General features: G+C 29.7%; 13 protein-coding genes. All 13 read left to right on the top strand.

What is annotated here, in order from left to right:
- The first annotated feature begins 16 nt into the window (after positions 1 to 16).
- The 13 genes from xdhC (at position 17) to BLT70_RS16670 (ending at position 14,346) form a co-directional block, all read left to right on the top strand.
- On the top strand, positions 17 to 799 hold the full coding sequence (xdhC, locus tag BLT70_RS16730; protein WP_091897078.1) for a xanthine dehydrogenase accessory protein XdhC: 783 nt from the start codon (positions 17 to 19) through the stop codon (positions 797 to 799).
- Between the two features lie 10 nt (positions 800 to 809).
- Positions 810 to 1,928 (top strand): alanine--glyoxylate aminotransferase family protein, encoded by a 1,119-nt coding sequence (locus BLT70_RS16725; RefSeq protein WP_091897075.1) that lies wholly within the window; start codon positions 810 to 812, stop codon positions 1,926 to 1,928.
- Positions 1,921 to 3,144, top strand: coding sequence for a M20 family metallo-hydrolase (locus BLT70_RS16720; RefSeq protein ID WP_091897072.1), 1,224 nt, complete (start codon positions 1,921 to 1,923; stop codon positions 3,142 to 3,144). The genes BLT70_RS16725 and BLT70_RS16720 overlap by 8 nt, the downstream gene beginning before the upstream one ends.
- A 38-nt stretch (positions 3,145 to 3,182) precedes the next feature.
- The gene (locus BLT70_RS16715; RefSeq protein ID WP_091897069.1) at positions 3,183 to 4,448 is read left to right on the top strand and encodes a M20 family metallo-hydrolase; all 1,266 of its coding nucleotides are present in this window, start codon (positions 3,183 to 3,185) and stop codon (positions 4,446 to 4,448) included.
- Positions 4,449 to 4,451: 3 nt separating this feature from the next.
- Positions 4,452 to 5,213 carry a (S)-ureidoglycine aminohydrolase gene (gene allE, locus BLT70_RS16710; RefSeq protein WP_197678369.1) on the top strand — a complete coding sequence of 254 codons (762 nt, stop codon included), beginning with the start codon at positions 4,452 to 4,454 and terminating at the stop codon, positions 5,211 to 5,213.
- A gap of 351 nt (positions 5,214 to 5,564) precedes the next feature.
- Positions 5,565 to 6,386, top strand: a complete 822-nt coding sequence (locus tag BLT70_RS16705) for a tetratricopeptide repeat protein (RefSeq protein ID WP_091897066.1) — start codon at positions 5,565 to 5,567, stop codon at positions 6,384 to 6,386.
- A gap of 21 nt (positions 6,387 to 6,407) precedes the next feature.
- On the top strand, positions 6,408 to 8,177 hold the full coding sequence (locus BLT70_RS16700) for a BatD family protein (RefSeq protein WP_091897063.1): 1,770 nt from the start codon (positions 6,408 to 6,410) through the stop codon (positions 8,175 to 8,177).
- Position 8,178: 1 nt separating this feature from the next.
- A complete protein-coding gene (locus BLT70_RS16695) occupies positions 8,179 to 8,937 on the top strand; it encodes a tetratricopeptide repeat protein (RefSeq protein WP_091897060.1) in 759 nt (252 codons plus the stop codon).
- 52 nt (positions 8,938 to 8,989) lie between these two features.
- Positions 8,990 to 9,286 carry a hypothetical protein gene (locus BLT70_RS16690; protein ID WP_231962756.1) on the top strand — a complete coding sequence of 99 codons (297 nt, stop codon included), beginning with the start codon at positions 8,990 to 8,992 and terminating at the stop codon, positions 9,284 to 9,286.
- Positions 9,287 to 9,364: 78 nt separating this feature from the next.
- Positions 9,365 to 10,957, top strand: a complete 1,593-nt coding sequence (locus BLT70_RS16685) for a SulP family inorganic anion transporter (protein ID WP_091897057.1) — start codon at positions 9,365 to 9,367, stop codon at positions 10,955 to 10,957.
- A 4-nt stretch (positions 10,958 to 10,961) separates the two neighbouring features.
- Positions 10,962 to 11,753: a universal stress protein gene (locus BLT70_RS16680; protein ID WP_091897054.1), complete on the top strand. Its 792-nt coding sequence runs from the start codon at positions 10,962 to 10,964 to the stop codon at positions 11,751 to 11,753.
- A 9-nt stretch (positions 11,754 to 11,762) separates the two neighbouring features.
- A complete protein-coding gene (locus BLT70_RS16675) occupies positions 11,763 to 12,392 on the top strand; it encodes a carbonic anhydrase family protein (protein ID WP_091897051.1) in 630 nt (209 codons plus the stop codon).
- Positions 12,393 to 12,483: 91 nt separating this feature from the next.
- Positions 12,484 to 14,346, top strand: a complete 1,863-nt coding sequence (locus BLT70_RS16670) for a SulP family inorganic anion transporter (RefSeq protein WP_091897048.1) — start codon at positions 12,484 to 12,486, stop codon at positions 14,344 to 14,346.
- The last annotated feature ends 7 nt before the right edge of the window (positions 14,347 to 14,353 follow it).

Genomic DNA, 14,353 nt, shown 5'->3' with positions numbered 1-14,353 from the left:
ATAATACTTTAATTATATGTTCCATTGGATTGAAATATTAAATAGGTTTCAACAAGAAAAAAAACCTGTTGCCTTGGTTACCATAACCAAATGTTTAGGATCAGCCCCTTGTAAAGTAGGCTCTAGAATGATTGTTGATAAAACTAAAGTGGTTTATGGTACAATTGGTGGTGGTAAATTAGAGTTTGAAGTTATTGATAAAGCAATTAATGCTATTAAAGAAAATAAAATTATTGAAGCATCGTTTACGTTAGGCCCAGAATTTGAGCAGTGTTGTGGTGGTAAAGTAGAACTAATCATAGAACCCATGAATCAATCACCAGAATTATTTTTATTCGGAGCTGGACACATAGGTGTTGAAATCAGCAACCTCTTAGTTGACACACCTTTTAAAACATATTTAATAGACTCAAGAACAGATTGGTTTGAAAATTTAAAATTACATGAAAGTGTAAAAACGTGTAAAGTATCAGAAAATGATTTTAAAACCTTTAAAGATGTGGTAACTTGGGGAAAAAACACTTACGTTCTTGTAATGACTCATGATCATGGCATCGATTTAGATATTATTGCAATGGCCATCCCTGAAGAAAAAAAATACTTGGGACTCATTGGGAGTAAAACAAAATATGTGCGCTTTAACAACATATTAAAAAAGGAGTTACAAATAGAAGAAGGCATGGAAAATGTAACATGTCCAATTGGCTTAAATTTAGGAGGAAGTACTCCAAAAGAAATAGCAATAGATTGTGTTGCTCAATTATTACAAATACATTATAATCAGAATAATAACAAATAAAATAAACAATATGAAATATACATTTAATCCACCAAATAGGGTTTTAATGGGGCCAGGACCATCAGATGCACATCCAAGAGTTTTAAAAGCGATGGCAACACCTTTAATAGGACATTTAGATCCAAAATTTGTAGAAATGATGGATGAAGTTAAGGTCATGGTTCAAGATACATTTTTAACTAAAAACGAATTAACTTTTGTTGTATCTGCTCCAGGAAGTGCAGGAATGGAAACCTGTTTAGTAAACCTTTTAGAACCTGGAGATGAATGCATAATTTGTGTAAATGGGGTTTTTGGTGGTCGTATGGTTGATATTGCAGAACGTTGTGGAGCAACTGTACACAAAATTGTAACGCCATGGGGAGAAGTTACAAGTGTGGAACAAGTAGAAGAAGCTCTTAAAACATGTTCTAAACCTAAATTAGTAGCGTTAGTGCATGCAGAAACCTCTACTGGCGCATTACAACCTTTAAAAGAAATTAGTGAAGTTGTACATAATGCTGAATCGCTTTTAGTTGTTGATGCAGTAACTTCATGGTGTGGAATGCCTTTAAAAGTTGATGAATGGGGTATTGATGCCATTTATTCTGGTACACAGAAAAATTTAAGTGCACCTCCAGGACTTTCTCCAGTAAGTTTTTCTCCAAGAGCTGTAAAAGTACTTGAAGAAAGAAAAACAAAAGTTCAAAGTTGGTTTTTAGATTTAAATTTAGTTAAAAATTATTGGGCAGGAGCTAAAAGAGCTTATCATCATACAGCACCAGTATCTTCTGTTTATGCAATTCACGAAGCTCTGAGTATCGTTTTGGAGGAAGGTTTAGAAAATAGATGGAAAAGACATCAAGATGTTCATCAAAAATTAAAAACAGAATTAGAAAGCTTAGGTTTTAAATATTTAGTAAACGAAGAACATAGATTACCTAATTTAAATTCCGTTTTTCTTCCTGAACAAATTAAAGATGAAGCCGCTTTAAGAAATAGATTATTAAATGAATTTAATATTGAAATAGGAGGCGGACTTGGAGATTTTGCAGGTAAAATTTGGCGTATCGGAATTATGGGAGAAAGCTGTACAAAAAACCATGTTAACATGCTTATTGGAGCATTAAAAGAATTAATGAATGAATAGAATTCACGACGAATTAAAAAAGTTGGCGACTTATTCATCAACCAAAGTGCCAGCAATTACAAGAGTATTATACACTGATAAAGATTTAGAAGCAAGAGATTATTTTATAGCATTATGCGAAGAAATAAATCTAAAAGTAACAATTGATGCTATTGGAAATATATTTTCCAGATGGGAAGGTTCTGATTCAACTTTGCCAGCTGTAGCAACAGGATCTCATATAGATGCAATTCCTTTATCTGGAATGTATGATGGAACCGTTGGCGTATTTGGTGGACTTGCAGCAATAAGAACTTTAAAGAACGAAGGTTATAAACCGACTCGATCTATAGAATTAATTTTATTTACATCCGAAGAACCAACACGGTTTAAAATAGGATGTCTTGGTAGCAGAATGTTAGGCGGTCAACTTAAAGTAGCTGATGTTTTAAAGTTAACGGATGATGCTGGAGAATCGTTTGATGAAGTGAGAAAAAAAGCAGGTTATACTTCAAACTTATCAGAAGTTTTACTTTCCAAAAACCATTACAAAGCATTTGTAGAATTACATATCGAACAAGGCCCTATTTTAGAAAATGAAGACTTAGATATAGGAATTGTAACTAAAATTGCAGCACCAAGTTCATTAAAAATTACACTTACAGGAGAAGGTGGACACGCAGGAGCTGTACTTATGGAAAATAGAAAAGACGCTGGAGTTGCTGGAGCAGAAGTTATGATTGCGGTAGAAAAAGTTGCTAAAGAATCTGAAAGTAAAGATACAGTAGCTACTGTTGGGATTTTTGACATAAAACCAAGAGCGGTAAATAGTATTCCTAAAGAAGTTTATATGGAAGTAGATCTTAGAGGCACAAATGTTACTGCCCGAGATTTCGCTTTAAATAAACTGAAAGAGGATGTAAAAACAATTTGTGAAAAACGACATATTCTTTATGATATTAAAATGGTTAATTGCGATTCTCCAGCAATTTGTGATAGCGATTTAGTAAATGTTGTTGAAAGTGTTACCAAAAACCTTGGATACAAATCTAAAAGAATGGTAAGTAGAGCTTATCACGACACCTTGTTTATGGCTTTAATTGCGCCAACTACAATGATTTTTATTCCTTGTAGAGGTGGTGTGAGTCATAGACCTGATGAGTATAGCTCGCCAGCACAGATTGAAAAAGGTGTTGAAACTTTAAAAAATACTTTAAAAATATTAACAGAATCGTAGATTAATTTTTACATATTAAAATAATATTTATCAATTATATGAAGCAAAACGGAATAGATATTAATGTGGAACGCATCATAAATAGACTAAATAAACTTGGCTCTATAAGTGATAATGATACATGTCTTTCGAGATACTATGGCACAAAAGCTCACAAAATATCTAGTGATTTATTAATATCATGGATGCAAACAGCTGGTATGGAAGTCACAAAAGATACCATAGGTAATGTTCGAGGTATTTTAAAAAGTAAAAATGAAAATGCTAAACATTTTGTTATTGGTTCTCATTACGATACCGTTTTTAATGCAGGTAAATACGATGGACCTTTAGGTATTTTATTAGGCTTAGAAGTTGCACAAAAAATTAATGAAGAAAAAATAGAACTCCCTTTTCATCTAAATATTATTGCCTTTGCTGATGAAGAAGGCTCTCGTTTTAATACAGCGTATTTAGGTAGCTCTGTTTTAGTTGGTAAATTTGATAAAATATGGCTGAATCGGAAGGATGATGCAGGACAAACTCTTGCAGAAGTAATTGAGAAGAACAACGGAAAGACACCTCAGATATTTGAAGAATATATTCCAAATAATCAATGGCTTGGTTATTTTGAAGTTCACATTGAACAAGGTCCAGTTTTGTGTACCGAAAATTTACCATTAGCCTTAGTTGATAGTATTTCCTCTCAAACTAGAATTAATATAATTTGGGAAGGTGTTTGTGGACATGCAGGAACTTATCCAATGGATTTAAGGGCTGATGCACTTTGCGCTGCTTCCGAATTTATTTTAGAAATAGAAAAAACAGGAATCGCACATAAAACCAATTTAGTAGCAACTGTAGGAAAGCTAACAGTAGAACCAAATACATCAAATGTAATTCCTGGAACGGTAGCACATAGTTTAGATATTCGTTCTCCAAATGATTTGTTTTTATCAGAAATTATTAAAACATTAAAAAAGAAAGCAACTAATATTGCAGATAAAAGAGGAATTACTCTTAACTGGGAAATAATGCAGGAAAATCCGTCTGTATTATGTAATGAAGATTTAAAAACAGCGCTTAGTAAAAGTATTTTAGCATCAGGTGTAAACCGAGTAATAGAAATTCCAAGTGGAGCTGGTCATGATGCAGTTATGATTTCTAAAGCAGCGCCAGTTGCAATGCTTTTTGTACGCTGTAAAGCTGGTATAAGTCATAATCCATTAGAATACACATCACCATCAGACATTAAAGAAGCATTAAAAGTTTGTAATCATTTTATAAATGAAATCGTAATTTTAGAAAATTTAAAAAATAATTAATTTATGAATAAAATAAAACTTACTTCAATATCAAATACTGTAGTAACAAGAAATCACGCATTAATTACAGGTGATGGATTTGTAAATAGCCTTATTCCTGGATGGGAAAATTGTGAAGTTAATGTTGTCATCAATCAAGCAATGGGAGCAGAATTTTGTCAATTAATTACAACTCTTCAAAACAACAGTGTTTTAAAAGGAGAAACAATAAAAACACAAATTTTCTTTTATGTTTTAGAAGGTTTCTGTTCAATTAAAATAAATAAAAAGGAAATTCTTTTAGAAAAAGGTGGCTACATATATATTCCAATAAATGAAAGCTATGAAATTTTTAATTCTGAAAATGACACAAAATTACTCTCATTTCATAAAGAATATGAAGTTCTAGAAGGATCTAATTTACCAGAAATTGTTGTTAATAAAGCGTCGAATATAGAAAAAACTATTTTTTGCAATGATCCTGATTTAATAATGCAAAACTTACTACCAGATCAAAATAACACAAGTTTTGATATGGCAATTAATATTTTCACTTACAATCCAGGAGCAAATCTACCATTTGTAGAAACTCATATTATGGAACATGGACTTATGTATTTAGAAGGACAGGGTATTTATCGATTAGATGATAAATGGTACCCTGTTAAAAAAGGAGATTGTATTTGGATGGCACCTTATTGCCCGCAATGGTTTGGAGCTTTAGGCACAGAACCTGCAATTTACATTTACTACAAAAATGTAAATCGATCTCCAATAAATATTTAAAAAACAGAAAATCACTTCAAAGAAATCGTAATAATAAAGTTTATTACGATTTCTTTTTATTCAGTTTTTTTTGAAGATAAATATTCTTTTACACTTTAAAAGTTGAACAAATTTACATTTATGATAACCAATTTAAATCTAATTGTAATTAATTTCTAAATTCTTTATTTAAATTTTCTAATTAACGATAATAACGTTTTTCTACAGCAACTTAAAGTTGAGTTAATTTAATTGAAACTAATAAAATCTTCAATAAAATAACAAGTTCTTAACAAAAAAAAAAATGGAATCACTTACTTTTGTCTTCATCCATTTTTTAAAAAATAGATATTGATAAAAATATAATTTAATATGAAATTTTATTTAAACATACTTATTTTATGCTTGATGTTTTTATCATCAACAAAAATTCTTGCCCAAAAAGACTCTATTGCTTCGCAACGTAAAGCGAGAAGTTTGGTAAGACAAGGAAATCAACTATATGCAAAAGAACAATATACAGATGCTTCTGTTGCGTATAGAAAAGCCTTGGATAAAAGTTCTTTTTATGACAAAGCGAGTTATAATTTAGGAAATGCTTTGTATGAGGACAAAAACTTTAAAGAAGCTGTACCTCAATATGAATTATCAGCAAAAACAGCTACAGACAAGTTTTCTAAGGCAGAAGCTTACCACAATCTTGGCAACTCTTTGATGGAAACTAAAAACTATCAAGGCGCTGTAGATGCTTATAAAAATTCGTTAAGAAACAACCCAAATGATGATGAAACTCGTTATAATTTAGCGGTTGCACAAAAAATGTTAGAGAAAGAAAAGCAAGATCAAAAAGACGACAAAAACAAAGATAATAAAGACAAGAAAGATCAAGATAAAAAGGATAAAGACGATCAAGATAAAAAGGATAAAGACAAGAAAGAAGGTGACGATAAGGATAAAAAGGATGACAAGGATAAAGATGGTGAAGGAGATAAAGATCAAGATAAAAAACAAGATCCTAAAAAAGACGACAAAAAAGATCCTAACGAAAAACCGAAACCTCAAAAAGGAAAAATGTCTCCTGAACAAATTAAGCAATTGTTAGAAAGCTTAAATAACGAAGAAAAAAAGACGCAAAAGAAAATGAATGCAGAAAAAGCTAAAGGAGCTAAAGTAAAACAAGAAAAAGATTGGTAAATTTGAAGCTTTAAGATGATGATGAAATTGAAACTTTACATATCTATAATTTTTAGCTTATTAACACTTTCATTTTTTGCACAAGATGCAGAATTGTCAGTGAATCTTAGCAAAAATAAACTAGGGTTAAACCAGCGTTTAAGAATTGAATTTTCTATAAACAAACAAGGCGCAGACAATTTTACACCACCAAGTTTTAGAGGTTTTAAAGTAATTCAAGGACCTAGCCAATCGGTTAGTCAATCTTGGATAAACGGCAAAGTAAGCTTCTCTCAATCTTACACATATATTATTGAACCTAAAAGAAAAGGAGAACTTATAATTGAAGCTGCAAGCATAAAATATAATGGCGGAATTTTAAATTCTAAAATGGTAAAAGTTGTTGTTTTAGACCCAATTGATGTTCCAGAAAACCCAAATGACCCAAATTATATTGCACAACAAAATATTCATTTAGTCGCAGAAATTTCTAAATCTCGACCTTTTGTTGGTGAAGGAATTTATGTGGAATACAGATTGTATGTTAGCGAAAATGTAAGTGTTTACGACACTTCTGTAACGGAAGCACCACAATACAATGGTTTTTGGAATCAAGATATTAAAATTGATGGATTTCCTGTAAAAATGGGAACATACAACAATGAAAAATACAGATATATTGTACTTCAAAAAGCATTGTTAATTCCTACAAAAACGGGAAACCTTACTATTGATCCTATGAAAATGGATATTGTAATCGGCGTTCCAACAGGAAGAGCAGACTTTTTTGGAAATGTAATTACAAAAAATATTAAAAAAGAATTTGCTTCTACTAAAAAAACAATTAGCCCTAAAAGTTTACCTTTAGATGGTAAACCAGAAAATTTTACAGGAGCAGTTGGGCAATTTTCTTTTGATGTTTCTTTAAGTAAAAATGCTTTAAAAGCAAATGAATCATCGCAAATTAAAGTAACCGTTTCTGGAAAAGGAAATTTAAAATTATTTGAATTACCGGTTATAGAAACTCCTGCCGAATTAGAAAAATATCAACCAGAAAGAAAAGAAAGTATTTATGTTAAAACAGACGGAATTTCTGGTTCTGTAACCGATGTTTACACCATTGTACCACAATACAAAGGCAAATATAAAATACCAAATACTTCCTTTTCTTATTTTAACCCTGAAAAAGAAAAATACGAAACTATTGCCACAAATGATTTGTATGTAGATGTTTTAGAAGGCAAAGAGTTAATTTCTAATTCTGACAACAACACAAATTCCATACAAAAAAGAGATGTTGTTACTAAAGGAAATAACTTTAGATATATATTAACCAGCAGCAATTTTGAAGCAAAAGAAAATAGCGATTTTTATAAATCATATTTATTCTATTTATTATTGTTATTACCGTTAATTACAATCCCGATAGGAATTATTATTGCAAAAAATAATGAAAAACGTAATAGTGATGTTATTGGTAGAAAACAACGAAAAGCAGAACGATTAGCTAAAAAATATTTATCAGAAGCACAAAAACAATTAGGTAAAAAAGAGGCATTTTATGAAGCTTTAGAAAGAGCTTTACACAATTACTTAAAAGCGAAATTGTCTATTGAAATTGCAGATATCAGTAAAGAAAATATAACGCAAATTTTACAACAAAAACAAGTAGATAAATCAACAATACATCAGTTTATAGATGTTTTAAAAGCCTCAGATTTTGCGCGTTACACACCTGTTACAAACACAGAAATGAAACAAGAGTTTGAAAGAGCTAAACAAGTAATCGTTCAATTAGATAAACAGTTATAAGATGAAAAAGATATTATTTTTATTACTGATAATTGCAAATACTATCTCTGCACAAAATGCAGATGAACTCTTTTCGTCTGCAAATGATTTGTATAAAAACGAAAAATTTGAAAAAGCAATAGAACTTTACAAGCAAATTGAATCTAAAGGTTTAACATCATCAGAATTATATTATAATTTAGGTAATTCTTATTATAAATTAAACAAAGTTGGCCCATCAATTTATTATTTAGAAAAAGCATTAAAAATTAACCCTTTAAATGAAGATGCAAAAAATAATTTAGTTTTTGCAAAACGATTAGCACTTGATAAAATAGAAGAATTACCAAAAACTGTACTTCAAAAATTTAATATTAATTATTTACAACAACTATCTTATAATCAATGGGCAATTGTAGTTATTGTATTTTCAATTTTAGGTAGTTTACTGTTTTTATTGTTTTATTTTGCTGATGCCCCTTCTATAAAAAGGTTCTATTTTGTAACAAGTTCATTGAGTTTTATTCTGTTAATTATCTCTCTGTTAATTACCTTTAATCAATATTCTCTTTCAAAAAATAAGAAAGAAGCCATTGTTTTTGCAGAAAAAACAGAAGTAAGAAATGCTCCAACTTTTAATTCAGAAGATGTATTTACTTTACATGAAGGCACAAAGGTATTGGTTTTAGACGATGTAGATGATTGGAGAAAGATAGAAATTGCAGACGGTAAACAAGGTTGGATTATTGCCAAAGAAATAAAAGTGTTAAATGATTTTTAATTAACCCCTTTTTAAGTTTTGCTTTATTATTTTTGCTTTTTATACAAATCATTTGAAAATTAAAATTGTTCTCTTTTTTTCTATCCTTTTTATTGGTGTTATAACAGCGCCAACAGTTATCTCATTGGTTAATGAAAATCAAGATATTTCAATTTTTTTAAGTTTAAATGAAGAGGAGGAAGAAAACTTTGAAATAGAAACATTTAAAGAGCTGAAAGTTTTTCCAAATCCTTATTTAATAATATTTTTTAAAAAAATTCAGAAAAGAAAAACTGTACGTTTTTCATCTAAAGATTATATTTCTGTATTTCCAAAAATAACAACTCCGCCACCTAAATTAGTGCTATAACTTTCGCACAAAAAACAATTTAAAAAACTTAACAAAAAACTCTATTCTTAATAAGAATGGAGTAAAAATATATTATATATGTTTAAAAACATTAAAAACGATTTACCTTCAAGTATTGTAGTGTTTTTCGTAGCATTACCTTTATGTTTAGGTATTGCATTAGCAAGTGGAGCACCATTATTTTCTGGCGTAATTGCAGGTATTATTGGTGGTGTTATAGTAGGATCTCTTAGTGGATCAAAATTAGGAGTTAGTGGGCCAGCAGCAGGACTGGCAGCAATTGTATTATCTGCAATTGCAACTTTAGGTAGTTATGAAAATTTTTTAGTAGCTGTTGTTTTAGCAGGTATTATTCAATTAATTTTTGGCTTTTTAAAAGCAGGTGTTATTGGTTATTATTTTCCGTCTTCGGTAATTAAAGGAATGTTAACAGGTATTGGTATTATCATTATTTTAAAACAAATTCCGCACTTTTTTGGTTATGATGCAGAACCAGAAGGAGCAGAAAGTTTTATAGAAGCTTCAGGAGAAAATACTTTTTCTTCTCTTTTTAATATATTCGATCACCTTATTTTAGGATCATTAGTAATTGGTGTTTTAGGATTAGCTGTAATTCTATTTTGGGATCTTGTTTTAGCCAAAAAAGCAAAATTTTTCACAATTATTCAAGGACCATTAATTGCAGTGGTTTTAGGTATTGCTTTTTTTATGATAACAGGTTCTAATGAATCGTTGGCTATTTCTCAATCGCATTTAGTAAGTGTGCCAATACCAGAAGATATTAATTCATTTTTAAATCAGTTTAGCTTTCCTAATTTTAGTGCAATTACAAATCCTGAAGTTTGGATTGTAGCTTTTACAATTGCCTTGGTTGCAAGTTTAGAAACTTTATTAAGTGTAGAAGCTTGTGATAAACTAGATCCAGACAAAAACGTAACACCAACAAATAGAGAATTATTGGCACAAGGAACAGGTAATATTGTTTCTGGTTTAATAGGCGGTTTACCAATTACACAAGTAATTGTAAGAAGTTCTGCAAATGTACAATCTGGCGGAAAATCTAAATTATCAACAATTATACATGGTTTTCTATTGTTAATATCGGTAATATTAATTCCAACTTTATTAAACAAAATTCCATTATCTGTTCTTGCTGCAATTTTATTAGTTGTAGGTTATAAATTAGCAAAACCTAAATTATTTAAACAAATGTATCAATTAGGATGGAAACAATTTGTACCATTTATAGTAACAATTATTGGTATTGTTTTTACCGATTTATTAGTAGGAATTGGTTTAGGACTAGCTGTAGGAATTGTTGTTATTTTATTAAAAAGTTACCAAAACTCTCACTTTCTTCATATTGAAGATAACAGTAATGGTAAGCACAAAATAAAAATGACTTTAGCAGAAGAAGTAACATTTTTTAATAAAGGTGCTATTTTAAAAGAATTAGACAGTTTACCAAGAGATACACAATTAGAAATTAATCTTATTAAAACAAGATATTTAGATAATGACATTATAGAAATTCTAGAAGATTTCTTATTTAAAGCAAAAGAAAGAAATATTGATATAAAATTAATATCAAAACGTGGTATTGTAGACAAACCAGCTAGTTTTATTCATTTTTTTAATGAAAGACCTAAATCTGATTTAAGCTTAAGCTAAAACCATGAAAGAGGAAAAAAAATATAAAATTTTAGTGCTATCAGACCTAAAAAAAAGCACACAAAGTGTTTTAAAAAGTACTCTTAGTTTTGCTAAAATAATAAATGCTGATATACACTTTTTTTACATTAAAAAGCCAACAGAAATTATAAAAAACGACAATCAATTATCTGCAAAAAGAGCAATTAATAAAGAGTCTTTTATGATAGATAAGAAAATAAAAAATTTATTAACTTCTTTTTCTGATGACAATAACACCAGTATTAAATACTCATTTTCTGTTGGTAATGTAAAAAATGAAATTGATAATTATTTAAACAAAAACAACCCAGATATTGTTGTTTTAGGAAAAAGAAAATCGAAATCTTTTAATATTCTGGGAGATAATATAACAGATTTTGTTTTACAAAATTACAAAGGATCTGTAATTATTGCTTCCGAAGAAAACATTTTAGAGCCACACAAAAAATTATCATTAGGTTTTTTAAATGACACAAAAGAAGATACAAATATTAGTTTAGCATTAGACTTAAAAGCTAAATCTAAAGAACCTGTTAAATATTTTAGAGTGGTAAAAAATTCTGAAATTGAAAAAGAAACCCATCAAAATTTAGAAGGAAAAAAAATAGAATATGTTTTTGAAGAAAACGACACAATAGCTAAAAACATTTCTAATTATCTTTCTAAAAGCAATGTAAACCTACTTTGTTTAACAAAAAGTAAAAAAGCAAATGATACTGCTTTTTTAAAAAAAATAATTAATGACACAAATGTTTCATTATTACTAACAACATAAAATTATAACATGAAAGCACATACAAGAGAAACACAAGCTACAATGACACCAGAAAAGTCATTACAATATTTAACAGAAGGAAACCAAAGATTTCAAGACAATTTAAAAGCACATAGAAACTTATTAGAGCAAGTTAACGACACTAGTACTGGTCAATTTCCATTTGCAACAATTTTAAGTTGTATAGATTCTAGAGTTTCTGCAGAATTAATTTTTGATCAAGGTTTAGGTGATATTTTTAGCATAAGAATTGCTGGTAACTTTGTAAACCAAGACATTTTAGGTTCTATGGAGTTTGGTTGTAAACTAGCAGGCACAAAACTTGTTGTAGTTTTAGGACACACAAGTTGTGGCGCCGTAAAAGGTGCTTGCGACAATGCTAAACTAGGAAACTTAACTGCAATGCTAAATAAAATTAAGCCAGCTGTTAATGCCATTTCAGAGCCAAAAGATGTTAGTTTAAGAAATTCTTCTAATTTAGAATTTGTAGATAATGTTGCAGAAAAAAATGTAGCACTTACTATTGAAAGAATTAGACGTGAGAGTGAAGTTTTAGCTACAATGGAAGAAAAAGGTGAAATTATGATTGTTGGTGCCATGTATAATATTAACGATGGTGCTGTTACATTTTTAAAGTAAAATCTTATAAATAACTTAATAAAAGAAGCTCTTAGTACTTCTTTTATTAAGTTATAATAATTATCTTACAACCAATAATAACTATTACTTTATGAAAAATTTATTCTCAAATTTAAAAGGTGATGTTTTTGGTGGTATTACTGCTGGTATTGTAGCCTTACCTCTAGCTTTAGCTTTTGGGGTTTCTTCTGGCTTAGGACCAAGTGCTGGTTTATATGGCGCTATATTTATTAGTTTTTTTGCTGCTCTTTTTGGCGGAACAAGCACACAAATTTCTGGACCAACAGCACCAATGACTGCTGTAAGTATGGTTGTTATTGCAGGTATTATTGCTGCAAATGATGGTGATGTTTCTAAAGCGCTTCCAGCAATTTTAAGCGTATTTTTATTGGCTGGATTTTTTCAAATTGGTTTAGGATTAATAGGTTTAGGAAAATATATTAGATACATTCCTTATCCAGTGGTTTCTGGTTTTATGACTGCAATTGGTTTAATTATTTTATTAACTCAAGTATTACCTTCTATTGGTTATTATCCAAAGGAAGATGTAGAATTTGTATCAAATTTTAAAGCACAAGCACAAGAGGTAATTCTAGAAAACATATTAAAAGATGAGGCTGGTGAAGGTGTTTTAGTACTTGATAATTTTAAAGAAACAATTATAAAGGCAGAAAAAATAACATCAATTGAAATAGATAAAGAATCGCAAACATTAGCTGCAAAAGAAACTTCTGGAGCTTTAGGTGCAATTAAAGCTTTTCCTAGAGCAATTCAAAATATAAATTGGTTAGAACTAATATTAGCATTAGGAACCATTTTTATAATTTATGGTTTTAAACGGATTACCACAAAAATCCCTAGTACGTTAGTTGCCTTAATTGCAATGTCTGGTATTGCAGTTGCTTTTAATTTAGACTATAGAACTATACAAGAAATACCAAGTGGAATTCCTGAAATGAAATGGGAAATTTTTACAGGTTTTTCTATCAGTAACCTAACTCCTTATATTTTCACAGCTTTAACCTTAGCTCTTTTAGGAGCCATAGATTCGCTTTTAACAAGTGTAGTTGCAGATAATATGACTAAAACCAAACACAAACCAAATAAAGAATTGGTAGGACAAGGAATAGGAAATAGTATTGCTGCTTTATTTGGCGGAATTCCTGGTGCTGGAGCAACAATAAGAACGGTTGTTAACATAAATGCTGGAGGTAAAACCAAACTTTCTGGAATGGTCGCTGGTATTATGCTTTTAATTATTATGCTTGGTTTAGGCCCTATCGCTTCTAAAATACCTGCAGCTGTTTTAGCTGGTATTTTAATTACAGTTGGTATTGGAGTTATGGATTATAAAGGCTTAAAAGCAATACCTAGTTTACCTAGAGATATTAAAATTGGTCCTTTAAAATTAAGTTCAGAAGTATTAATTATGATGGTTGTTTTATTATTATCAACCTTTTGGAATTTAGTTTACGCCGTAGGTATTGGCTTAGTAATTGCTTCATTAATGTTTATGAAAAAAATTGGGGATTTAACAGCAGAAAGGTCTGATGTAAAATCATTAAAAGAAGAAGAATGGTCTGATGAAAAAGGATTTCCAGCAAACTTAAAAGAAGAAGTTTTTATCAAACATATAAAAGGTCCTTTATTCTTTGGATCAACTAGTGATTTTCAAGCACTTTATCTTCAAATTCCTGATACAGCAAAAATCGTTATTATGCGTTTAGGACGAATGCAATATATGGATCAATCTGGGTTATACGCTATGGAAGATATGTTGCAAGATTTAAAAACGAAAAATGTGGAAGTGTTGTTTGTTAATCTTTTACAACAACCTAGATATATGATGGAACGAATCGATATTATTCCAGATTTTATTCCGAAAGAACACATTTTCAAAAATTTTGATGAATGTACAAGTTGGATTAAAAAAAATGTAAAAGACACTATTTAAAACATAA

The organism is Polaribacter sp. KT25b (genome assembly GCF_900105145.1).
In the GTDB taxonomy this organism is placed as follows: domain Bacteria; phylum Bacteroidota; class Bacteroidia; order Flavobacteriales; family Flavobacteriaceae; genus Polaribacter.
Note: the sequence above shows the minus strand (reverse complement) of the source record. Positions and strands in the feature narration are given on the sequence as shown.

What these genes read in the sequence shown, in the direction of transcription:
- BLT70_RS16725 (WP_091897075.1), top strand. Translation starts at nt 810, where the DNA reads ATGAAATATACATTTAATCCACCAAATAGGGTTTTAATGGGGCCAGGA.
- BLT70_RS16680 (WP_091897054.1), top strand. Translation starts at nt 10,962, where the DNA reads ATGAAAGAGGAAAAAAAATATAAAATTTTAGTGCTATCAGACCTAAAA.
- BLT70_RS16695 (WP_091897060.1), top strand. Translation starts at nt 8,179, where the DNA reads ATGAAAAAGATATTATTTTTATTACTGATAATTGCAAATACTATCTCT.
- BLT70_RS16720 (WP_091897072.1), top strand. Translation starts at nt 1,921, where the DNA reads ATGAATAGAATTCACGACGAATTAAAAAAGTTGGCGACTTATTCATCA.
- BLT70_RS16670 (WP_091897048.1), top strand. Translation starts at nt 12,484, where the DNA reads ATGAAAAATTTATTCTCAAATTTAAAAGGTGATGTTTTTGGTGGTATT.
- allE (WP_197678369.1), top strand. Translation starts at nt 4,452, where the DNA reads ATGAATAAAATAAAACTTACTTCAATATCAAATACTGTAGTAACAAGA.
- BLT70_RS16705 (WP_091897066.1), top strand. Translation starts at nt 5,565, where the DNA reads ATGAAATTTTATTTAAACATACTTATTTTATGCTTGATGTTTTTATCA.
- BLT70_RS16675 (WP_091897051.1), top strand. Translation starts at nt 11,763, where the DNA reads ATGAAAGCACATACAAGAGAAACACAAGCTACAATGACACCAGAAAAG.
- BLT70_RS16685 (WP_091897057.1), top strand. Translation starts at nt 9,365, where the DNA reads ATGTTTAAAAACATTAAAAACGATTTACCTTCAAGTATTGTAGTGTTT.
- BLT70_RS16700 (WP_091897063.1), top strand. Translation starts at nt 6,408, where the DNA reads ATGAAATTGAAACTTTACATATCTATAATTTTTAGCTTATTAACACTT.
- BLT70_RS16715 (WP_091897069.1), top strand. Translation starts at nt 3,183, where the DNA reads ATGAAGCAAAACGGAATAGATATTAATGTGGAACGCATCATAAATAGA.
- xdhC (WP_091897078.1), top strand. Translation starts at nt 17, where the DNA reads ATGTTCCATTGGATTGAAATATTAAATAGGTTTCAACAAGAAAAAAAA.